The following is a 25,243-nucleotide window of genomic DNA, read 5'->3' on the forward strand; positions in this document are numbered from 1 at the left end:
CTTTAAGAAAAAAAATCGTTAGATTCGAAAGTTTACTTGAAAGAATACTGCTGTCTTTAGGTAGAACAGTAGATAGAATTATACTAGATATAAAACCGAAAATTAAAGCTTGAAAGTTTGAAATCAGTGTTGGTACCTTGAATGACCACAAAGGGACAACACCCTCTTTATATTGCTCAATGCTTGATATACTCGGGATATTATGAATCACAAAATATCCCGTAAAATAAGCTGTTAAACTTGATACAAGGTTTGATAGAAAAATTGCTATAACAAGCAATAACATGAATTTGATAGCTGAATTCTTCAAATTATTGACGCTACTAAATACCAAAGAAAAAATAATAAAGGGCATTATAAATAATAAAATTTCTTTAATACTAATACTAATAGAATATAGGAAGCTTTTTGCTTCTATAGGAATTAAATGACCGAAGAATATTACAGAAACGATTGTGATTATGAGGATTAATAATTGTAACATGAACAATACTCAATAAAAAGCGCACCCTGAGCGATTCGAACGCCCGACCTTTTGATCCGTAGTCAAATGCTCTATCCAGCTGAGCTAAGGGTGCTTCATTGATTTTAACTTTATCAAATTTTGATATTCATTCAATTTCTATTTTTCAGCTACATGAGAGATATGATAATTTTCATTGCATTAAATATCTTAATATAATACAATTAAAAGGCTATGGATATAAGTAGTATAGGGGATACATAGTTAATAAAACTGTATGCCCTATAATTAATGAAATAAGGAGTTATAAATGCAATATAAATTTGAACAAAAACAAGAACTAAAAGGTAATATTAAGTGGTTTAGCTCAGTAAAAGGTTACGGGTTTATAAAGCCAGGTGGAGGTGGTGATGATATTTTTTTTCATGCAACTGGTTTAGAGTCTTCTATAAAATCTTCTGATGAAATAGATGGTAATAAAGGTGTTAACAAAAGAGTAAGCTACTCTGTAAAGGATGATAAGAAAAAAGGCAGAAAATTTGCTGAAAATATAAAATTATTAGATGATAATGATTAAGGTTTTCGTTATTAAAAAATAAAATAAGCATTAAGCTCTTTATCAACAAAATAGTTTAATTTTTACTTTTTAAAGTAAGTGATTGGAGTCCTTTTTAAGGTGAGGTTTTTACTTGATGTTCTTCTATAGGACGTTGTAAATGATTCTCACCTTAAATATGTGTATTTATAAAAAACCAAAAAATATTTAGTAAGGTTTTTTATAGGTATTTATCACTTCATTATTATGCTTTTAAGTTTGTCATTTTATGCTGATTTTTTACCAATTTTGAAAGAACTATAATGAAAAATGTATTTGTACAAAAAAAATATTAGCACCATTTTTCAAAACCTTATCCCCTAAAGCTTTCTATCATTTGACTCACAAAAAACTTAAGAAAAATTAGGTAATTAAAAATTATAAAAATATTAATTATAGATAACTATTCAAAATTTCCTGCAAGAGAGTTATAAATTTCCATTTTATCGTTTTTTATTAAAATTTCTATTTTTGCATTAGAATTTAAAAAAGATTGAATGAATTGACCAAAAAAATTGTTTCTCCATCCTTTAAATAAAGAGCTAGTTTTATTATGCACTGACTCTTTTATTTCCTCTTTAGATGCAATAAGTTTGTTTGATATGTTATGATTTTTACATTTATTATGTAAATAAATTGAAAGTACATCAAAAATAGATTGATCATCAATGTTAGTTGTTAATACTCTTCTCTCTTCTACAATATTTTTATTGCTATTGAAAATATTAATATATTCTAACAAATCTTCTTCTTGAATGGTTTTTGCGTATTTTTTTAGGCTACATAGCATTTCATCAGCATAATCTACGCGTTTTTCAGAAAGAATTTTAACAACCGAATCATTTATGATTCTATTTCTATTAACATTATAATTTTGTGCCAAAGTCTCTTGCCATTCACTAATGGTCTTGATAAGAAACATATCATAACCTTGCTGACTAACTTTGAATCTTTTCCATGCATTTTTTGGACTATAAATATACCTATCTGTATTACTTAATTCTTCCATTTCTTCTAAAAACCAATCTAGCCTACACCTTTCTATGAGTTTATCATAAAGAATATGATATAAATCATATAGATGGGTAACATCATTTATAGCATAATTTAATTGCTCCTCGGAAAGTGGACGTTTTGACCAATCTGAAGTTTTAGTTTTTTTTTTATCTAGTGTAACATTTTTAAACTGTTCCACTAATTTTGCATAACCAATGAAATCATGATAATAATAACAAAGCATAGCAGCAATTTGTGTATCAAATATTGGTTTTGGAGCATCTTTAAATACAGTTAATAAGGATTCTATATCTTGCCTACAGCCATGAAATACTTTGATTATTTGTGTATCACTTAATATCTTTCCCATTGCAGACAAGTTTATTTCTGGTGCCAACGCATCTACAATAAAGTTTTTATTTATTCCATACGAAACTTGAATAAGAGATAATATCGGATAATAAGTTTTTCCATTTCTTGTAAACTCAGTATCTACAGCGACAAACTTTGGTTCTGCTTCCATTAATGATTTGCAAGCATTTTCTAATTCAGAAGTTGTACTAATAAACATGGAAAATTTTGTTTTTATCATGGATACCATATTTTTACAAGCCAGTAGATTAGAAGATATTTAAAGTGTATTCAAATTTCTTTCTTAGAATAGGCTTTCTAAGAAAGATTGTGCAGGAAAGTTTATGATATATTAATCAATACACTATATAAGATACCTATAATTACTTTTTCATTAAGGAGATACGTTATGAGCAACAGTAATCAAGAATTACTAAATAAAAAATTATTTTCACTAATCTTTACTCCTAATAAAGAAAATTTCAATGCTGATTCACATGATATGGATCTACCAGATTGTGTTTACGAAGAAGCTTTGTCAGAAACACTAAAAACTGCAGGACTGTCTATTGACTCAAAAACACTTGAAGAGTTAATAGATCTAGGGTATGTACTCAGCACATCTGAAGGAATAAGTGATGCCACAAAGTTTGCTTACCATGAGTTATTAGCTTGCAAGTTATTAACTCAAGAAGAGAAACAAGTAATGGCAATGGAGAAATTAATTGATAAAGGAGCTGATGTTAATGCTTTTTATGGTGCATCTACAGAATATCCACAAGGATACTGTAAACAAACACCTTTACATAGGGTATTTATAGATGGAAATGGAAGTGAAAAAATGGTAGAGCTGCTAATTGAGAAAGGCGCCAATGTCAATGCTAAAGATTGCATGGGAAGAGTGTCTTTACATTATGCTGCTGAACAAGAAGACAAAGAAGCAATAAAATTTCTTGTAAAGAATTGTGCTGATCTTTCTATAAAAGAGGAATCGGGTTATACACCTCTAGATGTGGCACTAGGATATACGTCTAATGGAGAACACATTGAATACAAAAATAAAGATATATGTAAGGTAATAAAAGAAGCTATTTCTGAAAGACCACAAGAATGCAACCAAGATATGTCTTACGTAAATGATCAATTAGCTTATTGTCTTCAGCATGATCATTTGCCTAATGATGATGGCCTTCTTTAAAAAGATAGTGTAATTATGGGGATTATATTCCCTAAAATCTCTTTTCTTTAGAATATAAACCATGCTTTTCTTTTATAAAAGTTTGATAACATTCAGTACTATTTTAACCACAATTAACTAAGGGTAATTCCTATGATACTTCTTTTTTATATATGATCGTCTCCATTTTTTAAAATAATAATTTGGGAACTCTTTGGCAGTATCCGTCATTGACAACCACTCCTTGGGACGCATAACTACTGCGCAAAAACCATATCCAATGAATGTTAATAGTTCTTTCCTAGAGCTATTAACATCACCTGTTGAAAAATTAATTTGCTATCCAGATCATTTGATTTACAAGCAACTTCCAAATTTATCAAGTTACTCAAAATGACTTGTACTTCTGATGTTTTCAATTTGTCCAAATGATTTTTAAAGTTTTGCAACTGTCTAAAAAATATTGGTGGGTTTAGCTGGTTAATTGCGGCATCTCTACTGACTCCATCTTGCATGGATAGCATAACATTTAAAAGAAGTAGGAAATAATTTGATAAGATACGGATTAGCGCTATGGGTGAAAAGTTTTCATACAGTATTAATACATCAGAAACTTTGATAAAGTTAATTACATCCTTAACAGCTACAGCGCAGCATAGATCATCAAGTGTTTTATAACTCCAATTTGTATCACCATATAAAAATGCATCTATGTCACTAAGTTCAATATTTTTTTTCTCTCCCAAGTATAAAATGAGCTTTTCAAGCTCTGAATATATGGAAGCTCTATTATTATTAAAATAAGACTGCAAATAATTCATAGCTTCACTTGTAAAGTGAACATTACTCTCTCTTAAATAGCTAGAAATTACATCGCAAAGATTTTCATTATTATCTTTATAACACGGAATAAGCCCAAAGATCTTTGAGTTTTCAATATAATATTTAGTTTTAGATTGTGATGTTAATTCATGAGAGAGCATTATAACATAATGCTCTCCTATATTATTTTCTAATACTTTCCTCAGCTCTTGAGAAATATTATTCTCTACATTTATTAACTTAATCAATTTCTTACTATTAAACATTGAAATATTTGATAACTCCAGAAACAGGTGACCTGGAGTTTTATTGGCTAGTGAAAAATCCATCTCATGAACCTGATATTCACGCAAACTTGCAACTATTTTTTTGCTATAGAAATCAATCTTATTACTATCATTACCATAAATCAATACACCTCTAAAAACAGCTGGCTTTTCTAAAAAGCTTTTTAGCTCAGATTTAGTGATTCTCATGAGAATTATATTAGTCTTTCTCCTTCATTACTTTTAAGAGGCTCAGCGCAGACATTTGAAGTTTTTGTATCTTGATGTTCATTCTTAGAAGATTTTTTTTCTGAATAATAATTATATAAAGCACATAATACAACTGTCAGTATAGCAGCAACAACCAAAGATAACGCTACCATCCATAATGCATTATTAACTAGAATTGTAATAGCTGCTGCAGCTAACAATGCTCCTGCTAGGCCATATGCAATTTTTTGTCCATTAGGTTTTTTAGATTCACCAAGTTCCTTGGGTACATTATTTGACTGAGATGTTTTGGCATTACCGTTAGTAGTAGGTTGTACAACATGACTTTGCTTGCTAGATGTTTGCTTTGGCTCTGCTAAATGTTGAACACCTGTGACTTTGGGTGCTTGAACCTCTAGAGTTTTACGCTCCTCCTCATCTTCATATTGAGACTCACTTGTATTATTATCTTGTACAATTACATTACCTACTAATTCTTCCACTATAATGGTAACTTCCTCACCTTCTTTAAGTGCCTCAGATATATGTTGTTCAATATATTCTGCAATATCCTTGTTGCTATTTTTACTAGCACATTGCAAGGCATCTTTCCAAGCATAATCATCCCTTTCAACAAGCTCTTTTTCACCAATATATTTTACAATATCAAATTTGCCATTTTTAGCAGCATATTGTAAGGCATTTTTCCAAGCATAATCATTCTTTTCAACAAGCTCTTTTTCACTAATATATTTTACAATACCCAACTTGCCAATTTTAGCAGCATTAAGTAAATGTGTTTCAACATCCACACCTTCACCAAGTAACCACTCGAATTTTTTAACATCTTCATTAGTTACTTCTTCAGTTACTTCTTCTCTTAATTGATTACCTAATGCATTTTGCTTTTCTTCATCTTTAGACCCATTATTAGATGTATTATCAACTTGTACAACCACATAACCTAATACGTTTTCAAGTGTATCTTTAATATCATTACCAACTTCCCCACTAGGTAATTCTGATACACTTACATTGTCGAATGATGAATTAGAAGATCGAGGTGAATTACTGCTAGCTCCTTCTACAACTTCAGGTGAACTAGTAGACTGAGGCGACCCTTGCTCACTCATTGTCTCTATAGATCGCGAATCAGGTGAATTTGTAGATTCATGTAAATGTGGATTACTATTAGTATGTCCTTCTTCATCAATTAGACTAGGGTATTTTGTACTTACTGAATCTGTGCTTTGAGTCATTTTATTGTCAGAACCATGCATAATACAACTCACTTATTTATAAATAAAATACATTTTAATTATATACTAAACATTAAATACTGTAAAGCAATAACTTCATTTTATATTTCGAAAATTATTATATTTCTAAAATCAGCCTACTTGGATCTTCTATGAAATTTTTAATTTTTACTAAAAAAGTTACTGCACCTTTGCCATCAATTAGTCTATGATCATACGACAAAGCGACATACATCATAGGTCTTATTTCTATGGAATTACCTACTGCAACAGGTCTATTTTGTATTGAGTGCATGCCGAGTATCCCAGATTGAGGAGGGTTTATTATCGGTGTTGAGAAAAGTGAGCCGTACACTCCTCCATTTGAAATAGTAAATGTTGCACCTTCCATTTCAGATACTTGTAATTTGCTATCACGAGCCTTTATACTCAAGCTAACTAAAGCTGCCTCTATTTCAGCAAATGACATGCTATCTGCGTTACGAACAACTGGCACAACAAGACCTTTATCAGTTCCAACAGCAACTCCTATATCATAATAGTTCTTATATACGATCTCATTACCAGAAATTTCAGCATTAACTTCAGGAATTTCTTTTAATGCTTGAATTGCTGCTTTTATAAAAAATGACATAAAACCTAGTTTTATTTTATGTTTCTTTTCAAAAATTTCTTTGTATCTTGCTCTCAAATCCATAACATTTTTCATATCAATTTCATTGAATGTAGTAAGGATTGCTGCAGTATTTTGAGATTCTTTTAAGCGAGCAGCTATAACCTGTCTTACTCTGCTCATTTTAACTCTGCTCTCCCTTTGACTTACCTTCATCTCAGATAATCCAGTTTTTTTCATAGACTCATTCTGCTTCACCCCGTCCATATAGCCTATCACATCTGCTTTTGTTATTCTGTCTCCCAACCCACTTCCTTTAATATTTTCTGGATTAATTGAATTTTCTTGCATGATTTTTTGAGCTGATGGCGCATCATTTTTACCTAAAACTGGTTGCTCTTCTTTATCATCAGAAACTTTTTCTTCACTACTTTCTACAGAAAGTTTTGCCAACAACTGCCCTGGACTGATTGTTTCGTCTTCTTTGATGCAAAATTCGGTAATAATACCACTAGCCTCAGCAGTAAGCTCGAGTGCAGCTTTATCAGTTTCAATTTCAAATATTAGATCATCAACTTTAACTCTTTCACCAACATTTTTTTTAATTTTTATTATCCCTTCTGTAACTGACTCACCACCAAGAGTATTCGGTGCTCTTATTTCTATAATTTTGCCCATAAAACAACCTAGATTAAAAGTTTTTGAATTATATACACAAAACATAATTTAATAAAAGAATAAACTTATGCTAGAAGTTTGACTGTATAGATTTTTAAATTATTTTCTCCTAGCTTTAAATTTCTATAGATTTAGTATGCTTTTTAAATGATGATTCATCTTCTTACGAGAGTATTCGTGATATTGGTAATGAATATGCTCGAGCCGTGGAAAGAGTATATGACGCAGAATATGGGTGTTTGCATTCAATAGAATACGATTTGCTTCCATATGAATATGATAGGATGCTCTCAGCACCACTTTATAATTATACGATGAATATCGTAATCGATCTGTCAAAGAAACTTATCTTATAAGTATAGCATAACGAGTTTTGGAAACAGCAACTTTATAAAGATTATTAAAGACTCTCTTAAAAAATTAGTTAATCTTGATAAATTTAAAGGAAAGATAAAAGATAAGAGCCATTATACTACTGTAATGCCAGTTAATAGTAGAAAAGCTGAAGTACTTTGCTTAGATGACAACTGCTTTTCGATAAAAGCATAAATAAATATTTATTTCTTGATAATAGATTGGGGTAAGGACAACACCGTAAGTGTTGAAAGTGTAAACTTAACATAAAGTGATAAACTGGTCCCTCCATTTCCTTCCAATAAGAGCTCTTTTAACATCATTTTATATTTATGGGCGAGTGACCGGATTTGAACCGGCGACATCCAGTACCACAAACTGGCGCTCTGCCAACTGAGCTACACCCGCCAGAATTTTAAATTTTTATCATGCTTTTTTAAATAGTCAAGGTTTGTTATTTTGCAATGCTTATTTTTTGTCAGACTCTTGATTATTTTTCATAAAAGACTCAAATTCATCTCGAGTAATAAAATGCTTATTCAAATAATTTAGAACAGAATTTTTTAGCTTTTTTCTGCCACTATTAGTTACACTTAATAAAATATTAGATAAGGAGCACATAAGACGGCTAGCATCGTGAAGTAATACTTTCATTACGTATCTAGATTTAACTTGATGAAAAAAAACAATATACTTATATTAAATTTTATCGTTAAATGCTACCTAAAATATGGGTATAAGGAAAAAGTTTCTTACGCTTCTAAAGTCTAGACATATCCATGTTAGGATTAAAAGAAAAAATCAAAAAAATAAGGTGCTACGTTTTTTCTCTTGTATAGCACTAATCATCTCACTTGGATCTCCTATATGCATATTACTAAGTATATTGGTAAATTCTTACAGTGCTTTAACAGTAACAAAAATTTTACTACCTATTTATGTTACAGAGGATAATATTACCTTAAGTAATGAAATATATGACTTACGAGATTTACGAAATGAATACATAGAACTAATAAATAATTCAATAAAGCAAACATTACCTCAAACTGATCTAAAAAATTATAATGAAGTTTTAAACCGTAACGCCTATAAAGAACTAAAAAGTTCCCTGAACAAGGGCGTTAAGCCAGGTAAACATGAGTTTTGGTTTACTGCATCAAGTATTATTAACTCAATAAATAAAGGTAAAACTTCAGATCCTTACTACAATACACTTTTTGAGTCATTGAAAAAAAATGGTAGAGTAAAAAAATTCTTTAATAAGTCTTTGTTTTCAAAATCAGATTCTAGTGAACCTGAAAATGCAGGAATTCTTGGGGCATTGGTGGGTTCATTAATAACAATCACTGTATGTTTGATGATAGCATTACCAATAGGAGTGATGAGCGGTATATTTCTTAGTGAGTTTATGTCAAAAAATAGTCTTCTTACTAGTATTATAGAGATTAGTATTAATAACCTTGCTGCTGTTCCATCAATAATATTTGGTGTAGTGGGCCTCGCTTTATATCTTGGTATTTTTGGACTTCCACGTTCTTCACCACTGGTTGGTGGTATGACCTTAGCATTGATGGTTTTACCAAATATTATAATTACAACAAAAAATGCCTTTGCAAGCGTACCAATAATCATTAAAGATGCAGCATTTGCCATTGGAGCATCAAATATAAAGGTAATATTAGATCATTCTTTACCAATTGCTATTCCAAGAATCATTCACGGTACTATACTTGGAATAGCAAGAGTATTAGGAGAATCATCACCATTACTTATGATAGGTATGGTTGCATTTATAGTTGATATACCAAAATCTTTTCTTGACCCAGCAACAGTTTTACCGGTACAAATATACATATGGTCTAATAGTCCAGAAATTGCATCTACAGAGCTTGCTGCAATAGCTATTATTGCTTTATTGCTTATATTATTCACGTTGAACCTTATAGCCAATTTTGTGAAAAGAAAGTTTGAATCATTGAATTTTAGTTAATTATGGAAATAATGGTATTGTCTGGTTATGGATTAAATTGCGAAAAAGAAACTGCATTTGCATTTATGGAGTGCAGCAAAAAGCTTAAAATGTCTAATATAAAAGTGCAAGTTTTGCATATAAATGAAATAATAAGTGAACCTAGTAAACTAAGTACATGCAATATTCTTGCAATTCCTGGTGGCTTTTCTTATGGCGACCATACTGGTTCTGGCAATGCTTTTTCTTTGCGTATTAAAAATAATTTATGGGATGAATTTCAAAATTTCTTATCTCAGGATAAGCTTATCATAGGAATATGTAATGGTTGTCAGATACTAGTTAGATTGTTGCCAGAATTTTCTGATTTAACGTTAATCAGCAATGATATTGGCTATTATCAGTGCAGATGGGTAAAAGTCAAAGCTAATCCAAAAAGTAATTCTGTTTGGTTAAACGGTTTGGATGAATTGAGTATTCCTATTGCTCATGGAGAAGGAAAGTTTATGATGAATGAGAATACTTTGAATTCATTGATTACGCATAACACTATAGCAATGCGTTACACTAAAGAAGACAATGAGTACAATACGCAATATAATCCAAGTGGATCAATTTATGATATTGCAGCTTTATCAGACAAAAGCGGGAAGGTTTTAGCTATAATGCCTCATCCTGAAAGAGCAATATTTTTTACTCAAAAGGATGATTGGCCACTTACTAAAGAAAAATACAAAAGATCTGGTATGCCTCTACCAAAGTATGGTGATGGGATGCTAATTTTTGAAAATGCTCTCAGATATTTTAGTATTTAGGTGATAGCTTTATAATAAAAAATAGCAGTAGTCACAGTTATAACTGTGACTACATAAACTACTAAAGCCTTTTTGATAGATTAATAATAGGATCTATACTAATACTGTGTAAAAAGTTTTCTACATTATTGGATGCTTTGCATGCAAGGCTTTTTGCGCTATCAACTACTCTGTCTCCAAAATGTCCTATATTATCAGATGCCCTATGCACAAAATTTCCTACGTTATCAGACACTCTGTGTAAAGAGTTTCTTACATTATTAAGCGCTCTTAATCCAACTGATTTATTAGAGGTAGAAGTCCCATTTAATTTATCCTGGCTTTCCTGACATAAATTCTCCTGTTGTTTAACACTGGCAGCAGAACTATTATTAATATATCCAAGCAGACCTCCATGAGAATTATATACGGGTTTTTGCTCACTGTTATTTTCAGTACTTTCAGCATGTTTTCCAGTTATATCATATCTGTTCCTATTGATAAAAAAGCCCTTAACTCTCTGCCATAAACCAGAATTTTCTGAATTTTGTGTTGGAGTTAAGCTAGTATCTCTATCGTTAATTAATGTATTAATTCCTTCAGATCTTGATGATCGCAGTATGTATTTTACACTTGTTTGTGAATTATCACAGTTACGCTCATCATCAATACTAACAGGCTCTAAATTATCTTCTCTAAGAGAATCAAATAGTAGATCGTCTGCATCATGATTTTGATTGCTAGGAGTGATTTCTACATATTGTGCTTGATTATTTTTTCCTGTAACTTTATCTTTAACAAAGTAATAGCCATCACAACAAGATCTTGCTATTTTCCAGAAAAAACCCTTATTTGCTATCTCTTGAGCATTCTTATGCTGTAATTTAAGTACATCATAGTTTTCATTAGACTGTAAGGAGCTTTTTATATTTTTTTCTGTTTTATATTGTTTTGTTATTTTTAACATTATTTCCTCATTTATTAATTAATATAGTTAAATTATAAACTATACATTCTAGCGTGCAAACCTATTTCTCTTCTCCTGTAAATAGAGTGATTGCAAGTTAATACAAAATTAATATTGCCTAAAAATTGAAAATTAAGTATAAGATAAACACTGGATCTTAGAAAAGTATGTTGCAAAGGAATTTCTTTATATGGCTGCTTGTATCTTTATTTTATGCTTACCAGTATATTTTAAGAGTTATTCCAAACATAATAGCGCCAGAGTTAATAACAAAATTTAATATCAGTGTTGCAGATGTAGGGCAATTTGGTGGGCTATATTATATAGGTTACGCATTAGCCCATATACCTGTTGGTTTGCTCCTTGATAGATTTGGTCCTAAGAATGTTTTACCTATTTGTATTATCTTAACATTTACTGGTACACTACCTCTAATATGGTTTGACTCATGGTTTTACTCAATATTTGGAAGAATAATTGTTGGGATAGGATCATCTGCTTCTGCAATAGGCCTCTTTAAGGTTGCTAGCATGTATTTTGCTAAAGAAAAGTCAGCAAGGATGGCTAGTCTATCAATAGTGATAGGAATAATAGGTGCTGTATACGGAGGGCTGCCACTTGACTTCCTGCTTGATAAATTTGGTTGGAGTTATGTTATTTATGTTTTTTCAGCTTTTGGTTGCCTGCTTGCTTTATCACTATTTTTAATAACACCAAATAGTAGCGAATTAATTAATGAAAAGGTCAACATACGTGATCTAAAGAATATACTTTGTAATAAATACATTATTTTGGTCAGTTTGTTTGGTGGTTTTATGGTAGGGCCTCTTGAAGGTTTTGCTGATGGGTGGGTAAAAACGTTTTTATCTGAAGTACATGGAATAACTGAAGACTGGGCTTCTTCTATTTCTTCTGTAATATTTATAGGCATGGGTGTTGGATCATTTTCTTTAGCTTACCTGTTAGAAAAATATAATAATGCACATTATACAATAATAATCTCATGTTCTATTATCATGATAGTAAGTTTCCTATTACTTTTTTTCCAGATTAATAATATATACATTATATCTGTAATTCTTTTTATTGTAGGATTTGCTTCAGGATATCAGGTAGTTACAACTTATAAAGCAATAAGTTATGTAAATACTAATTTAGTAGGTATGACTACAGCAGTAGCAAACATGATAGTTATGATTTTTGGTTACGTTTTTCATGTAGGCATTGCTAAAATAATAGATTTCTATTGGGACAATAAAATGGTTGCAGAAAAACCTGTATACGGTTCTTCATTATTGATAAAAGCAATATCTATAATTCCAATATGTTTATTAATAGCTACATTTGGGTTTATGTGGCTAAAACTACAAGACAAGAAAAAGGCCTAAGAGATTTTGTTCAACATGAGCTCTGCTGCTTTCTGTTCAGCAAGCTTTTTACTATATGCACATGAGCTTACTTCACCATATTTTTCTATAAAAACCGATATGGTAAACTCAGGTCTATGTGATTCTCCTACTTTGCTTATAAGCTTATAACATGGTAAAGGTAATTTATTTTTTTGAGTCCATTCTTGTAATGCAGTTTTATAATCTTGAGGAGGAGTTATCATATCTTGAGCTAGTTTTTTCCAATATGTAGTAACAAAATTTTTTGCGCTATCAAATCCCCCATCTAAGTAAATTGCACCTATCAATGCTTCAAGTACGTTTTCTAAATTCCTTGGGTTATACTCTCCTCCATTATAACGTTCACTGTTATTCATGATAATGAATTGATTAAGATTTATTGCCTTAGCAATGCCTGCAATAGTGCCACCTGACACTAAATCCATTTTTCTTCTCGCTAAATCTCCTTCTTGTTCTTGAGGAAATAAAACAAATAACATTTCAGAGACTATCATATTCAATATGCTATCTCCTAAGAATTCTAACCTTTCATAATTAACTACTTGTCCCTTATTATTTTTTTTACTCATACTAGGGTGAGTAAATGCTTCTTCTAGTAGAGAGGTATTTTTAAAACAATAATCAATAATAGAATATATCCTATTATTTAAATTTTCCATAATACTCTCTTAATCTACACTTACTCCAATAAACTATAAAAAGATGAATACTTTTATTTAATAATATCAATTTTATTTGTTAATTTAATTGAAAGGAAAAAATGATTTCCATTACGTTTTATTAGTAGCAAAATAGAATCTCTATCTTCTTTTTTTGCAACTTCCGTAACTTCCTTATGAAAATCGTTAACATTTTTTACATCAAATTGATTAACCTGAAGAATAATGTCCCCTTTTCTAATGCCACGAAGTGCTGCATTACTATTACTATCAACATCAACTACTATTATGCCATGTTTCTCTTGAGATTCACTTGAAAGATTAGCAACAGTTAGGCCAATCTGATCAGACTTTAACTGATTTTTTTCTTGATTATATAGTACATTATTGTCACCTTGATCTTCTTCACTTGAAGACTCCCCTACTGTAACATGCCTGCTAACTTCCTTTCCACCTCTGAGAACTTTAACTGTCACTTTGTTACCAGGTTTGGTTTTTGAAACTGCATAAGGCAATTGAACCATTCTCTCAATTTTTTCACCATTAAACTCTAGTATAATATCGCCTCCTTTAATTTTAGCCTTGTCAGCAGGGCTATCTTTTACTACATAAGCAACTAATGCACCATTTGTTCCTTTTAATCCTAAAGAATTAGCGAATTCTTTAGTTATAGGCTGCACCTGCACACCAAGCCACCCATGTTTTACTTTCTTACCATTTTTTAATTCATCAATTATCCCCACTACTGAAGTAGACGGTATAGCAAAACCGATTCCAACATTACCTCCAGACTCAGATGGAGAAAAAATTGCAGTATTAATACCTATAACTTCACCGCTAGTGTTGAACAACGGGCCACCAGAATTTCCTTTATTAATGGCAGCATCAGTTTGTATAAATTCGCCTATAGTACCAATACTAATATCTCTAGATCTAGCAGATATTATACCAGTACTTACAGACCCACCAAGACCGAATGGATTACCTATTGCTATTACTGTATCTCCTACCTTAGCTTTATCAGAATCACCAAGTTTTACGTAGCTAAGTGGCTTATCAGTATAAATTTTAAGTACTGCAAGGTCAGTTTTAACATCTTGACCTAAGATTTTTGCTTTGTAAAAAGAATTATCACTAGTTGTTACTGTGATTTCCTTTGCATTCTTTATAACATGATAGTTAGTGACGATAATTCCATTTTTATCTATAATGAATCCTGAGCCCAAAGATATTATTTCTTTATTTACATTTGGGCTACGATACATAAAGAACTGATCAAAATTTTCAAAAAAATCTTTAAATTCATCAAAAAAATTATTTCTCGGCCAAGAATGTATCTTGCTCTTGCTATCATAGTCTTGCTTTATAATTTGTTCACTTGAAATGTTTACAACTGCAGGAATTAATACTTCAACTAAGTCAGCAAGACTTTTAGTCTGATTAAGATTTTTATTGTTCTGATCTGTCAATTTTTCATCGATTTCAGTAGAGTGTTTAGCATATGAAGACAGTGAGCATAAAAAAGATATAAGTATAAATAAAATATATATTGTTCTCTTCATAAATTATTTTAACCCTTCATTAAAAATGCTAAGAAAATTATTATTAGGTGATAATAAAAATTTGGTATTGTTATTTATAAATGCTTTATCATAAGCAGCCATAGAACGATAAAATTTGAAAAAAGACTCATCCAATTTGAATGCTTCATTATAAATTCTTGTAGCCTCAGCATCACCTCGCCCTTTAACTTCATTTGCTTCTTTTATTGCACCTGCAATAATTTCTCTTGTTGTTCTATCAGCCTTAGCTCTAACTTCCTGTGCAGCTTGCTCACCTTCTGCTCTAATCTCTTTTGCTTCTTTTTCTCGTTCTGTTTGCATACGTCGGAAGATTGCAGAACTATTCTCTTCTGGTAGATCCGTTCTTTTTATCCTAACATCGATAACCTTTATACCAAATTTTTCAGCTTCAGTGCTTACTCCACGCTGGATCAATTGCATAACCTCTGACCTAGCCTCGTTCAAAAGACTTATCAATGAAAACCTACCTATATTTTCTCTTATATGAGCTTCAATTATAGGATATAATCTCCTAGTTAAACCTGACTCATTTTTTACACTTTGGTAGAATATTATAGGATTGACTATTTTATATTTTGCATAAGCATCAACTATTATACGCTTCTGATCAGCAGTTATAACTTCTCTTGACGTACTATCTGGACCTAAATCTAAAATCCTCTTGTCAAAAAATTTCACACTATTGATGAATGGCAATTTAAAATGTAAACCACTGTTTTTTATATCCCTTACAACTCTACCAAGTTGAATTACAACAGCCTGATTTGTTTCCTGGACAATAAATATGCAACTACTGCATAAAAACACTATAAAAATTGCTAAAAAAATAAAATACTTTGCCATACTATAACTCACTTATTTTGCTGCATCTGGAAGAATAGGTAAATACGGGAATATACCTTTTAATTCATCAGTTACAACCACCTTATTTACTCTACCAAATATATTTTCTACAGTCTCAAGGTAAATACGATTCCTAACTAGAGATGGATGCTTTTTATATTCTTCATATAAAGATAAAAAACGACTTGTAATACCCTTTGCTTTGTTTGTTACTTCATTTTCATACGCTTCTGCATCTAATTTGATCTTTATAGCTTCACCTCTTGCTCTAGGTATAATATCATTGCTATAAGAATGTGCTTCATTTATAGTACGCTCTTTATCTGCACGTGCACTCTGAACATCTCTAAACGAACTGATAACTTTTTCTGGTGGATCAATTTTTTTCATCTGCACAGATAATACTTCTATTCCAGCTTCATACCAATCAAGAATGTGTTGTAGTAAGACTTTAGTATCACGGGAAATTACAGACCTGCCCTCTCCCTCTAGTGCAAAAGATATTGTATTTTTTCCTATAATTTCCCTCATAGCACTCTCAGCAGCATTTTTCACACTAAGCCCAACTTTATTGTCGCGTATTTTAAATAAATAGTCTTTTGCATTTCGCACTCGCCACTGGACTTCAAAATTAATGCTTACTATATTTTCATCTCCAGTAAGCATGATGCCACCTTCGCTACGCTCTACAACCCTATTTCCATAATAGACATTTCCTCCAATCTCCTCACGATTTATCTCTTTAACATTTACTTTTAGAACCTTGCCGATAGGGTAAGGAAAATTATAGCGTAGACCAGGCTCCTCTGTATTAGAATACTTCCCAAAAATTAATTCTATACCCTCTTCACTTGGATGTACAATATAGAGACCTGTACAGAGATATAACAATATAATAAGTGGAATAAAAAAATAAGGCTTCTTTATTTTATACCTTCCAAAATTAGGAAATATTCTATGCAAAAAAAACTTTAGTTCAGATGCTATTTTTTTTATTGCATCATCAGTATCACGTGCCCTATGATACTTTTCTTTTTCAGTACCCCAGGGATCATGCTCATTAGACATAAAATCAATTTCTAAAACAATAATTTAGTTTACATTATTTATCCTAAAAATGCAAATAGATATTTCATATCTAATTATACATAATACAACTAACTAGCAGAACGATTAAAAATTTAATAAAAATATACTTCAAAAAATCAGGCCTACTAATTTAATTAATAATAAAAGTAAGATCGTATTCTAACTTTAAAATTTTATGCAATACATTGCATGTTTTCTCCTTGTTGTACCGCAGGTTCTAAAGCTGCTGTTTCTAATTTTGTTTCTGGACTCAAATTAATATTTTTCCATGGTAGAGGAATTGAATCTTTCCACAGTATAGGCATTATATTTTCTTTTTTAGATAACTCTATTCTTTTTAGTTCATTTGGTTCATAAAACTTTTTCTTATTTTCTTCTTCCCAACTTCCATCCCTTTGACTTTCATCTATGTTCATTCCATTTTGGGAAGCATTTATAGGATTTGTGTTCAATGCTTTGTAATACTCATAAATCAGTTCTTTATTTTTTTCTTCACATGCATCTACTGTTTCAATAACAATATTACATGTCATACATTGTTCTTTATCTACCATAATAGAGTACCTTTTCTCAGATAATGCATTCCTTATGTTGTAAACACTATCTATTAGTAAAGTGGTTTTTAGGTCATAAATAGCAATAACAGCAAGTCCTGAACAACCAAACAGTATCATATGGTATATTAGCTTCTCCAATTTGCTGACCATTTTTTTCTGGTAATTTATCAAAATCTAAATATATAGCTTCATTTCCTCTGGTAAATTCCTTTACCTGAGTTAACATTAGAAGCCGCATCATACTTAATTCTATATCAAAACGTATTTTCCCTTCTTCATCAGATATTCTCTTAAAATTATGACTATACATATCTCTATAATAATCAGAAATTTTAATTTCACGTTCACCTATTGGAATAGTAAAATCATATCGTTTTAGGTTTAATTCATTAAAATTTATAACAGTGATTTTATGTTCTTTCATCTCTTGTGTTAAATCTGCTAGTTGCTTTCGAGTGAAACCACTGCCATTTACAACCAAATAAATATCTCGCTGCGGTTCTCTTTTTCTCCAATTAAATATTCTTTCTTGGTATAGCTTAGGCAATGTTAGACCAAATTCTCTTGGTATCCATTGAAAAAGTAATGGTGCTGTGTTTGATAGTTTTTTCATATATCCTCCTATAATTAAAAATATGTAATATCACTTGATGATATTACTTTTATTATATACTAGACTCGCAATTAACCTAAGCAATTTTTAGCATTTAGTTTTATGCTACATACTTATTTGAATTGGGCCTTAATAAAAAATTAAATTATAAAAAAAATACGGAGAAAAGTTTTGTATTGGTGAAAGTGCTAACTTTTGTTACATTTAAAATATAATTTAAGTTTTATAGAAATGAAAAAAGAAATTAGCAATGTATTTGCAAGAGAAATTTTAGATAGTAGAGGCTTTCCAACCATTGAAGTAGAGATTGAGCTTTCTGATGGAGTGCGAGGCAGAGCATCAGTTCCTTCTGGAGCTTCAACAGGTAAAAAAGAAGCTTTAGAACTTAGAGATAATGATGAAAAAAGATACTCTGGTAAAGGAGTACTTGAAGCTGTTCAAGCAGTAAATAAAATGATAGCAAATGAAATCACTGGGATGGATGCAGCTAATCAAAGTATGATCGATGAAACATTAATTCAAATGGACGGAACAAAAAATAAATCTAAGTTTGGAGCTAATGCAATTCTTGGCGTATCTCTTGCTACTTGTAAAGCTGCTGCAAATAGCTTCAATATTCCGTTATATAGGTATTTAGGTGGAGTGCAAGCAAATGTTATGCCAGTACCACTGATTAATGTTATTAATGGTGGGTTACATGCAGATAATAAACTTGATTTTCAAGAATTCATGATTCTTCCTGTTGGAGCTGAAAATTTTAGTGAAGCAATTAGGGTATCTGCTGAAGTATTTCATAATTTACGTAATCTTCTTAAAAAAGAGAATTATACAACTAATGTTGGAGATGAAGGAGGATTTGCCCCTGATATCGATAAAACAGAAAAAGCACTTGATCTAATCATTCATGCTATAGAGTCTGCTGGTTATTCTATCGAAAGTGATTTCGCACTTGGCCTCGATGTAGCTTCATCTGTTTTTTATGACAGTGGGATCTATAAGTTTGAAAACATGGAACTTACATCAGAGGAGTTAGCTGAATATTACTGCGATCTTGCAAAAAAATACCCCATTATTTTCATAGAAGATGCTATGAGCGAAGATGATTATTATGGGTGGAAGTTGATTACTGAAAGAATTGGAGACAAAATCCAGTTAGTAGGAGATGATTTGTTTGTTACAAATTGTGAGCTAATAAGTGATGGCATAAAGCAAAAAATGGCAAATGCTGTATTAATAAAACCAAATCAGATAGGCACATTAACAGAAACTTTCAGAGCTGTTGAGTCTGCAAAATCAAGCGGATATCGGTCTATTATTTCGCATCGTTCAGGAGAGACAGAAGATACTACAATATCTCACATAGCAGTTGCGTTAAATTGCGGTCAGATTAAAACAGGTTCACTTTCACGTTCAGATAGAGTTGCAAAATATAATGAATTAATGAGAATAGAAAGTGCACTTGGAAAAAATGCTAAATATTATAGCGGGTTATGGCCTTTATTGACGAAGTAAAATTACACTTAAAAGCTGGTGATGGTGGTAATGGCTGCGTAAGTTTTCGCCGAGAAAAATTCGTTGAATTTGGTGGTCCAGATGGTGGCAGTGGAGGAAAAGGAGGGGATATAATTTTTATTACTGATTCTCATTTAAGCACTTTACTTGACTTTCGTTATAGACAACATATAAAAGCTGAAAGTGGAAAGAATGGTTCAGGTAGAAATAAATCTGGTATATCTGGAAAGGATACTATACTAAAAATACCCATTGGCACTCAAATAATTGATGAAGAAGGAGATTTAATATTTGATCTTGACTCTGAAAATAAAAAATTTCTAGCTGCGCAAGGAGGTAAAGGTGGTGTTGGGAATATTCATTTTAAATCTTCTGTAAACAAAGCTCCAAGATATTCCACTTGTGGTAATCCTGGTGAAGAAAAATGTATATCATTAAAGTTAAAGATTTTATCTGATGTTGGAATTATTGGTATGCCAAATGCTGGTAAGTCAAAATTTTTAACTCGTTGTTCAAATTCAGATTCAAAAGTAGGTGACTATCCTTTTACAACTTTAAGACCTCATCTTGGTGTTGCAAAAATAGATCATGGTGAAATTACTATAGCAGATATACCAGGAATAGTAACTGATGCACACTTAGGAGTTGGACTTGGTCATAAATTCTTGAAGCATATAGAGAGGTGTAAAATTTTACTACATTTGATAGATGTATCATGCAGTGATGTTATCTCAGCCTATAATTCTATATATAATGAGTTAATGCTTTTTAATAGCATCTTAGTTCAAAAAGAAGAATTTGTTGTGTTAAATAAATGTGATTTACTAACAAAGCAAGAAATTTCAAAAAGAAAAAATGACCTAGCTAATCATCTAAATAAAGAAATATTATGCCTATCTATTCATGATGATTTGCAGCAAATTTTAAGGTTACTATATAGTAAATTGCAGAAATCTTCTACTAAAGAAAATAGCGAATACGATCCATTTTTAAGTGATTAAGTAGTAGTGCAGCTACAATTTAGAAACTGCACACACAATGCCCCTACAAGAAGTTTTGCTGTTACTCCACTTCTTCTAGGTAAAAACAGTATTAAAGTTCCATTGCAGTAGAATTATTTCTTATTTGTAAAGGCTCTATTTTTTGCTCTTCTATAGAGCTTATTATAGGACCTTCTATAAAATCATTAAAAATGTTGTCCATCATATCTCTTTCTGCTTTTTGACTAGAAACAATATGTACATTTAATTCTTTTCTTCCGTCCTGGAAGAAATCTTGTTTTATGTCACTTAGTATATTGATATTGTTATCGGTTAATCTCTTTGTTTTTATAATATCTGTTATTTTTAATTTCGATATGTTGTTATCATTACAAATTTCAACTGTTATGATTACATTATTCTTCAGCATTTTTGCTTGTTTACTCTGATCAAAGCTCAATGTTTTTAATTTTAGAATACCACTATTATCGCCTGAAGAATTTATTAGCTCTTTACGATAATCAGAATCTCTAATATTTAAATAAAAATTTTCTCCATCTTGATATATTACAGCACCTTTTAATTGACAGTCATCTAAAAATTTCTTAGTTTGGCCTGAAACAAAATCTTTAACTAGCGATTCTAATCCTTTGCTATTAGCGGATATCCAGTGAGCGCATACTGCAAACAACATAAAGCCAGCTACAAGTAACAACGCTGGTGTAAACCCTAAACTTAACATACCAACTGCTAGTGCGCTTGCTGGATAAAGAGCCATAGTTACTGCAGCCCCTACAGCGAATAAACCTATAGTTGTACCTATTAAAGGAACGATATTTTCTTTTTTCCTTAAAATTTTTAACATTTTTACCCTCTATAACTAATAATGTTTTAATTATATCTTAATTAATTCATGCTAGTCAAGATATGTTAGCATAAACATTGATTTTTAGGTTATAAGTAGCATCATTCTATATAATTTGTAGATAGGTTAGAGCAAAAAAGCATTCTTTCCTATAGATTCTAATCAACACTATGAAAAATTCTATCTACTCTGATGCCTACAGGAACTCTAATTGGCAACCAATTAACTTTTCCTAATTTAAAAGATACAGCAACAACGCTAACACGACCAACTACATTTTCTATTGGCACAAAACCGATGTGAGCAAACCTGCTATCCAGAGAGTTATTTCTATTGTCACCAAGAACAAATAGATGCCCTTCTGGTACATAATATGGAGGAGTGTTATGAGAAAGCTTATTAACTACGGTATCCCATATAATTTCATGCTGTTTTTCGCCTGGAAGAGCTTCAACATATCTTTGAATATTTCTGTTATCTTCATCATCAAAAAAATCACTGATTTTTTTGTATGAAACTTTTTGATCATTGATATACAAATAATCATTAATTATTTGTACTTTATCACCAGAAGACCCTATGACTCGCTTAACATACCTTATATTATCCTTGAAGAAAACTATAACATCTCCTACTTTTGGCAAAGTAAGAAAAATTCTGCCTTTAAAGATATTTGGAGAAAATGGAAAAGAATATTTACTGTAACCATATGCATATTTATTTACAAAAATATAATCTCCTGCAAGCAAACTGCTTTTCATAGAGCCAGAAGGTATATGAAATGGTTCAAACAGAAGACTGCGGAGAGAAAAGGCAATGAGCAACAAAAGAAATAATGAAGATAAAAACTTTCTAGTTTTTATTAACCAACTCTGATTGTTATAAGATCCTGACAACTCTACGTTCTTTTTATTAATATAAGTTAATCCTATAGCAAAAACTAGTCTTTTTGTATAGGTTTAAATTTAATTGCTTTTATACAAATAAATAACCCAAGACAGACCATTGGTATTGAAAGAATTTGTCCAATAGTTAAATTCATAAAAGGATAACCTATGTGATAATCTGGTTCACGAAAGAACTCAACTAAAAAACGTACTAATCCATACCATAAAATCGCAATTCCAGTTAAAGCTCCTCTATGTAATGAAATTTTTGTGAAGAAAAAACATGAATTTAAAAGAACAAAAAGCAAGAAGCCCTCAAAAAATGCTTCGTATAATTGACTAGGGTGTCTAGTAAAGTTATCACCGCTTTCTGAAAACACCATACCCCATGGCATAGTAGTTACTCTACCAAAGAGCTCTCCGTTAATGAAATTACCTATACGTCCTAAAAATAACCCTACAGGTGCACCACAAAAAATTAAGTCAGATGTATAAAATATAGGTACATTATGTTTTCTGCATGCAATTAATGTTGCAAGTGAAACTCCTATAGCTCCGCCATGAAATGACATTCCTCCTTCCCATGTTTTGAGTATTTGAATTGGGTTACTCAAATAAAATTTAAAATCATAAATTAACACATCACCGAGCCTAGCTCCAAGTACAACTCCTAAAATCCCATTTGTGAGCAGTGTATCAAGGAACTCCTTAGTAAAAATTTCATAGTAGTCCGCTTTATGAAGGAACCAATATGTATATAGTATTCCTAGCACATAAGCTAGAGAATACCAGTACACAGAAATTGGGCCAATGCTAAAAATTACTGGATCAATTACCATAGTAAATATTGAATACAATGATAAATATTAACTACAGCAACCTCATAGTCAAAATAATTTTAGATTAATGAATCCTGCTGTTCATATTTAGAATCCAAGTCTTCATTGTAGTTTACAAACGTTTTTTCTTTAAGTTGCGCATGCTGGAACTGATCTTCTTTAGGAATTTCATATTTCTGAACAAATTGATCCATACTATCTATTATCTCAAATATATAAGATAGAGCTTTATTCTCCAAAAACTCCCTACTTTTATCTCCTGCATAGCCATCCTTCATTAATTGGTCTCTTATGGGTGCAGCATGATTTAAATTATTATGCCATAATTTATTTATTTCACCACATTCTCTTGTGATCTCTTGAGTAGTATAGTGTGCATTATGGACGCCACGATCACATATTTTTGCAAAAGATGGTAAATTTTTCAACAAACGATCAATTGCATCTTCAAATTTTTCACTAAAATTTATAATATATACTGTGTAAAAGAAAGATACTATAATCAAAATATTAATTTTCTATTTATTAATATAGTGAGATAGATAGGATATAATCACTTTTTAAAGAGAAGTTGTGATATAAGTGCTCAGGAGCAAAGCATATCATAAAGGCGATTCTATAAGGGTTTCGGCAATATAAAACGAAATTGGATATTGAAAATTCTGGGAGTTTATGATTTTGATCAATAAGACGTATTTATATGTGAGTAATAGCGACAGCTTTGAAATGGATAAAATCTATGGAAGCAAAGCTGTTCTAGGAAGGTGCTATCAATACAAACGCTGTTACAAAAATTCAGGTGTCTGGCATGATTTTCAAAAAAACAACGTGGTTGGGTTGCTATATGCCAGCAAATAAGATAAATTTTTTATGGAAGCGTGACAAGCAAAACATATTATGAAATTCCAATCATTTTTGCTTGCTCACAAAACCATTGCAAAAGTAGTGCCAAGTATCATAAAACCCTCGATTTTAAGGCGATAAACCTATGATGGAATCAATGTCTTATCTTTACCTATACTTTTCTTGGTAATGTCAGTATCGTTAAAATAAATGTTGACACTACATAGATTATATCTTTACTACTTTATAGTACTTATTATAAGTTCTGCTTGTAGTTTTATTTACAGTGTATAAATTAATCTTTTTATTAGTTTTATTCAGTATTCATGATGTTTTCTCTGTAGAATTAATTAGAGATACTGAAATTGAAGAAACCATAAGAGAGCTAGCAGAACCTTTGTTTACTGCCGCTTCTATTAAATATAAAACTATTCGGATTTTTTTATTAAACGATAATTCAGTTAACGCTTTCATTACAGATAACAATGACATTTTTATAAACTTAGGTCTTTTGCGTTACTCAAATGACCCACACGCTTTACTAGGAGTACTGGCACATGAAATCGGCCATATGAAAGGAAATCATTTATTACAACAAAAGAATGCTGTGAAGCAACTGACTTCTTTAAATATTTTATGTGGATTAATTTCTGGAATTATGCTTGATTATAGGGTTGCTTCAGCTATTCTATTAGGTGGGCTTACTTTAAGTGCAAGGTCATTTTTTAATTATACTCAGGAACAAGAAAAAGAAGCAGATGATTATGCGTTAAAGTATTTGGATGCAGCGTGTTATAATAACACTGGAATAAAAAAAATCTTAGGTCATTTTAAAGATAATGAGGAAGAAAATACTCAAGAGTATTTTCGTACACATCCACCAAGCAGCAAACGTTTGTTTATTGCACAAAATTACAAGGTAAAAAATAACGTGCAGAAAATAAGTGATGAAAAATTATTTAGATTTAAACGCATAGTAGCAAAAGTAGATTCCTTTTTTATCCCACTTCATCTACTGTTAAATAAGTATTACAATGACTTAAGAAT

24 protein-coding genes, 2 tRNA genes and 1 pseudogene are annotated in these 25,243 nt (G+C 31.0%); 8 read left to right on the forward strand and 19 right to left on the reverse strand.

Annotated features, from left to right (window positions below):
• Positions 1-504 precede the first annotated feature (504 nt).
• Positions 505-578 (reverse strand) — tRNA-Arg (locus V6U76_RS00565).
• 195 nt (positions 579-773) lie between these two features.
• Between V6U76_RS00565 and V6U76_RS00570 the strand changes: the two genes are divergently transcribed.
• Entirely contained in the window at positions 774-1,040 is a 267-nt protein-coding gene (locus V6U76_RS00570; RefSeq protein ID WP_333023060.1) for a cold-shock protein, read from the forward strand.
• A 421-nt stretch (positions 1,041-1,461) separates the two neighbouring features.
• On the opposite strand, the gene V6U76_RS00575 is transcribed toward V6U76_RS00570, so the two are convergent.
• Complete coding sequence (locus V6U76_RS00575) at positions 1,462-2,646, reverse strand: ribonuclease D (RefSeq protein WP_333023062.1); 1,185 nt, start codon at positions 2,644-2,646, stop codon at positions 1,462-1,464.
• A gap of 168 nt (positions 2,647-2,814) precedes the next feature.
• Between V6U76_RS00575 and V6U76_RS00580 the strand changes: the two genes are divergently transcribed.
• Positions 2,815-3,603 (forward strand): ankyrin repeat domain-containing protein, encoded by a 789-nt coding sequence (locus tag V6U76_RS00580; protein WP_333023064.1) that lies wholly within the window; start codon positions 2,815-2,817, stop codon positions 3,601-3,603.
• Positions 3,604-3,869: 266 nt separating this feature from the next.
• Here V6U76_RS00580 and holA read toward each other — a convergent pair whose 3' ends face one another.
• The 5 genes from holA to V6U76_RS00605 form a co-directional block, all read right to left on the reverse strand.
• Positions 3,870-4,880, reverse strand: coding sequence for a DNA polymerase III subunit delta (holA, locus tag V6U76_RS00585; protein WP_333023066.1), 1,011 nt, complete (start codon positions 4,878-4,880; stop codon positions 3,870-3,872).
• A gap of 5 nt (positions 4,881-4,885) precedes the next feature.
• Entirely contained in the window at positions 4,886-6,160 is a 1,275-nt protein-coding gene (locus tag V6U76_RS00590) for an ankyrin repeat domain-containing protein (protein ID WP_333023067.1), read from the reverse strand.
• A gap of 97 nt (positions 6,161-6,257) precedes the next feature.
• Positions 6,258-7,430 (reverse strand): 2-oxoglutarate dehydrogenase complex dihydrolipoyllysine-residue succinyltransferase, encoded by a 1,173-nt coding sequence (odhB, locus tag V6U76_RS00595; RefSeq protein ID WP_333023068.1) that lies wholly within the window; start codon positions 7,428-7,430, stop codon positions 6,258-6,260.
• A gap of 689 nt (positions 7,431-8,119) precedes the next feature.
• Positions 8,120-8,192, reverse strand: a tRNA-His gene (locus V6U76_RS00600).
• 60 nt (positions 8,193-8,252) lie between these two features.
• On the reverse strand, positions 8,253-8,438 hold the full coding sequence (locus tag V6U76_RS00605; protein ID WP_333023069.1) for a hypothetical protein: 186 nt from the start codon (positions 8,436-8,438) through the stop codon (positions 8,253-8,255).
• A 76-nt stretch (positions 8,439-8,514) separates the two neighbouring features.
• Between V6U76_RS00605 and pstA the strand changes: the two genes are divergently transcribed.
• Together pstA and V6U76_RS00615 are read left to right on the forward strand one after the other, a co-directional pair.
• Complete coding sequence (pstA, locus tag V6U76_RS00610) at positions 8,515-9,777, forward strand: phosphate ABC transporter permease PstA (protein ID WP_333023071.1); 1,263 nt, start codon at positions 8,515-8,517, stop codon at positions 9,775-9,777.
• Positions 9,778-9,779: 2 nt separating this feature from the next.
• Positions 9,780-10,571 carry a phosphoribosylformylglycinamidine synthase subunit PurQ gene (locus V6U76_RS00615; RefSeq protein ID WP_333023072.1) on the forward strand — a complete coding sequence of 264 codons (792 nt, stop codon included), beginning with the start codon at positions 9,780-9,782 and terminating at the stop codon, positions 10,569-10,571.
• A gap of 61 nt (positions 10,572-10,632) precedes the next feature.
• On the opposite strand, the gene V6U76_RS00620 is transcribed toward V6U76_RS00615, so the two are convergent.
• Positions 10,633-11,517, reverse strand: coding sequence for a hypothetical protein (locus tag V6U76_RS00620; protein ID WP_333023073.1), 885 nt, complete (start codon positions 11,515-11,517; stop codon positions 10,633-10,635).
• A 167-nt stretch (positions 11,518-11,684) separates the two neighbouring features.
• On the opposite strand from V6U76_RS00620, the gene V6U76_RS00625 reads away from it, so the two are divergent.
• Entirely contained in the window at positions 11,685-12,905 is a 1,221-nt protein-coding gene (locus V6U76_RS00625) for an MFS transporter (protein ID WP_333023074.1), read from the forward strand.
• On the opposite strand, the gene rnc is transcribed toward V6U76_RS00625, so the two are convergent.
• The 6 genes from rnc to V6U76_RS00655 form a co-directional block, all read right to left on the reverse strand.
• Positions 12,902-13,585, reverse strand: coding sequence for a ribonuclease III (gene rnc / locus V6U76_RS00630; protein ID WP_333023075.1), 684 nt, complete (start codon positions 13,583-13,585; stop codon positions 12,902-12,904). The two genes, V6U76_RS00625 and rnc, sit on opposite strands and share 4 nt — an antisense overlap.
• A gap of 53 nt (positions 13,586-13,638) precedes the next feature.
• The gene (locus tag V6U76_RS00635) at positions 13,639-15,147 is read right to left on the reverse strand and encodes a DegQ family serine endoprotease (protein WP_333023076.1); all 1,509 of its coding nucleotides are present in this window, start codon (positions 15,145-15,147) and stop codon (positions 13,639-13,641) included.
• A gap of 3 nt (positions 15,148-15,150) precedes the next feature.
• Positions 15,151-16,011: a protease modulator HflC gene (hflC, locus tag V6U76_RS00640; RefSeq protein ID WP_333023077.1), complete on the reverse strand. Its 861-nt coding sequence runs from the start codon at positions 16,009-16,011 to the stop codon at positions 15,151-15,153.
• A gap of 12 nt (positions 16,012-16,023) precedes the next feature.
• Entirely contained in the window at positions 16,024-17,079 is a 1,056-nt protein-coding gene (hflK, locus tag V6U76_RS00645; RefSeq protein ID WP_333023078.1) for an FtsH protease activity modulator HflK, read from the reverse strand.
• A gap of 194 nt (positions 17,080-17,273) precedes the next feature.
• A complete protein-coding gene (locus tag V6U76_RS00650) occupies positions 17,274-17,774 on the reverse strand; it encodes a hypothetical protein (RefSeq protein ID WP_333023079.1) in 501 nt (166 codons plus the stop codon).
• Positions 17,728-18,270, reverse strand: a complete 543-nt coding sequence (locus tag V6U76_RS00655) for a hypothetical protein (protein WP_333023080.1) — start codon at positions 18,268-18,270, stop codon at positions 17,728-17,730. Before V6U76_RS00655 ends, V6U76_RS00650 begins: the two co-directional genes overlap by 47 nt.
• 231 nt (positions 18,271-18,501) lie before the next feature.
• On the opposite strand from V6U76_RS00655, the gene eno reads away from it, so the two are divergent.
• Positions 18,502-19,782 (forward strand): phosphopyruvate hydratase, encoded by a 1,281-nt coding sequence (gene eno, locus V6U76_RS00660; protein ID WP_333023087.1) that lies wholly within the window; start codon positions 18,502-18,504, stop codon positions 19,780-19,782.
• Positions 19,761-20,783 (forward strand): Obg family GTPase CgtA, encoded by a 1,023-nt coding sequence (gene cgtA, locus V6U76_RS00665; protein WP_333023081.1) that lies wholly within the window; start codon positions 19,761-19,763, stop codon positions 20,781-20,783. The genes eno and cgtA overlap by 22 nt, the downstream gene beginning before the upstream one ends.
• A gap of 91 nt (positions 20,784-20,874) precedes the next feature.
• Here cgtA and V6U76_RS00670 read toward each other — a convergent pair whose 3' ends face one another.
• The 5 genes and pseudogenes from V6U76_RS00670 to V6U76_RS00690 all read right to left on the reverse strand — a co-directional run.
• Entirely contained in the window at positions 20,875-21,627 is a 753-nt protein-coding gene (locus tag V6U76_RS00670; RefSeq protein WP_333023082.1) for a hypothetical protein, read from the reverse strand.
• Between the two features lie 158 nt (positions 21,628-21,785).
• On the reverse strand, positions 21,786-22,523 hold the full coding sequence (lepB, locus tag V6U76_RS00675) for a signal peptidase I (RefSeq protein ID WP_333023083.1): 738 nt from the start codon (positions 22,521-22,523) through the stop codon (positions 21,786-21,788).
• A gap of 44 nt (positions 22,524-22,567) precedes the next feature.
• Positions 22,568-23,353 (reverse strand): prolipoprotein diacylglyceryl transferase, encoded by a 786-nt coding sequence (gene lgt / locus V6U76_RS00680; protein ID WP_333023084.1) that lies wholly within the window; start codon positions 23,351-23,353, stop codon positions 22,568-22,570.
• Between the two features lie 59 nt (positions 23,354-23,412).
• Positions 23,413-23,859 carry a hypothetical protein gene (locus V6U76_RS00685; RefSeq protein WP_333023085.1) on the reverse strand — a complete coding sequence of 149 codons (447 nt, stop codon included), beginning with the start codon at positions 23,857-23,859 and terminating at the stop codon, positions 23,413-23,415.
• 392 nt (positions 23,860-24,251) lie between these two features.
• Positions 24,252-24,347 (reverse strand): annotated as a pseudogene (locus V6U76_RS00690) (IS982 family transposase); the annotation flags it as partial.
• Between the two features lie 135 nt (positions 24,348-24,482).
• Between V6U76_RS00690 and V6U76_RS00695 the strand changes: the two are divergent.
• Positions 24,483-25,243, forward strand: a 761-nt coding sequence (locus tag V6U76_RS00695; protein WP_333023086.1) for a M48 family metallopeptidase, incomplete at its 3' end; no start/stop codon positions are given.

This window comes from Wolbachia endosymbiont of Pentidionis agamae (assembly GCF_036711655.1).
Lineage (GTDB): Bacteria > Pseudomonadota > Alphaproteobacteria > Rickettsiales > Anaplasmataceae > JAZHPY01.

Coding starts and splice junctions, on each gene's coding strand:
- V6U76_RS00570 (WP_333023060.1), top strand. CDS start 774: ATGCAATATAAATTTGAACAAAAACAAGAACTAAAAGGTAATATTAAG.
- V6U76_RS00575 (WP_333023062.1), bottom strand. CDS start 2,646: ATGATAAAAACAAAATTTTCCATGTTTATTAGTACAACTTCTGAATTA.
- cgtA (WP_333023081.1), top strand. CDS start 19,761: ATGGCCTTTATTGACGAAGTAAAATTACACTTAAAAGCTGGTGATGGT.
- V6U76_RS00625 (WP_333023074.1), top strand. CDS start 11,685: ATGTTGCAAAGGAATTTCTTTATATGGCTGCTTGTATCTTTATTTTAT.
- lgt (WP_333023084.1), bottom strand. CDS start 23,353: ATGGTAATTGATCCAGTAATTTTTAGCATTGGCCCAATTTCTGTGTAC.
- pstA (WP_333023071.1), top strand. CDS start 8,515: ATGGGTATAAGGAAAAAGTTTCTTACGCTTCTAAAGTCTAGACATATC.
- V6U76_RS00620 (WP_333023073.1), bottom strand. CDS start 11,517: ATGTTAAAAATAACAAAACAATATAAAACAGAAAAAAATATAAAAAGC.
- hflK (WP_333023078.1), bottom strand. CDS start 17,079: ATGTCTAATGAGCATGATCCCTGGGGTACTGAAAAAGAAAAGTATCAT.
- V6U76_RS00590 (WP_333023067.1), bottom strand. CDS start 6,160: ATGCATGGTTCTGACAATAAAATGACTCAAAGCACAGATTCAGTAAGT.
- eno (WP_333023087.1), top strand. CDS start 18,502: ATGAAAAAAGAAATTAGCAATGTATTTGCAAGAGAAATTTTAGATAGT.
- V6U76_RS00635 (WP_333023076.1), bottom strand. CDS start 15,147: ATGAAGAGAACAATATATATTTTATTTATACTTATATCTTTTTTATGC.
- V6U76_RS00650 (WP_333023079.1), bottom strand. CDS start 17,774: ATGATACTGTTTGGTTGTTCAGGACTTGCTGTTATTGCTATTTATGAC.
- V6U76_RS00580 (WP_333023064.1), top strand. CDS start 2,815: ATGAGCAACAGTAATCAAGAATTACTAAATAAAAAATTATTTTCACTA.
- odhB (WP_333023068.1), bottom strand. CDS start 7,430: ATGGGCAAAATTATAGAAATAAGAGCACCGAATACTCTTGGTGGTGAG.
- hflC (WP_333023077.1), bottom strand. CDS start 16,011: ATGGCAAAGTATTTTATTTTTTTAGCAATTTTTATAGTGTTTTTATGC.
- V6U76_RS00605 (WP_333023069.1), bottom strand. CDS start 8,438: ATGAAAGTATTACTTCACGATGCTAGCCGTCTTATGTGCTCCTTATCT.
- V6U76_RS00670 (WP_333023082.1), bottom strand. CDS start 21,627: ATGTTAAAAATTTTAAGGAAAAAAGAAAATATCGTTCCTTTAATAGGT.
- V6U76_RS00655 (WP_333023080.1), bottom strand. CDS start 18,270: ATGAAAAAACTATCAAACACAGCACCATTACTTTTTCAATGGATACCA.
- holA (WP_333023066.1), bottom strand. CDS start 4,880: ATGAGAATCACTAAATCTGAGCTAAAAAGCTTTTTAGAAAAGCCAGCT.
- V6U76_RS00615 (WP_333023072.1), top strand. CDS start 9,780: ATGGAAATAATGGTATTGTCTGGTTATGGATTAAATTGCGAAAAAGAA.
- rnc (WP_333023075.1), bottom strand. CDS start 13,585: ATGGAAAATTTAAATAATAGGATATATTCTATTATTGATTATTGTTTT.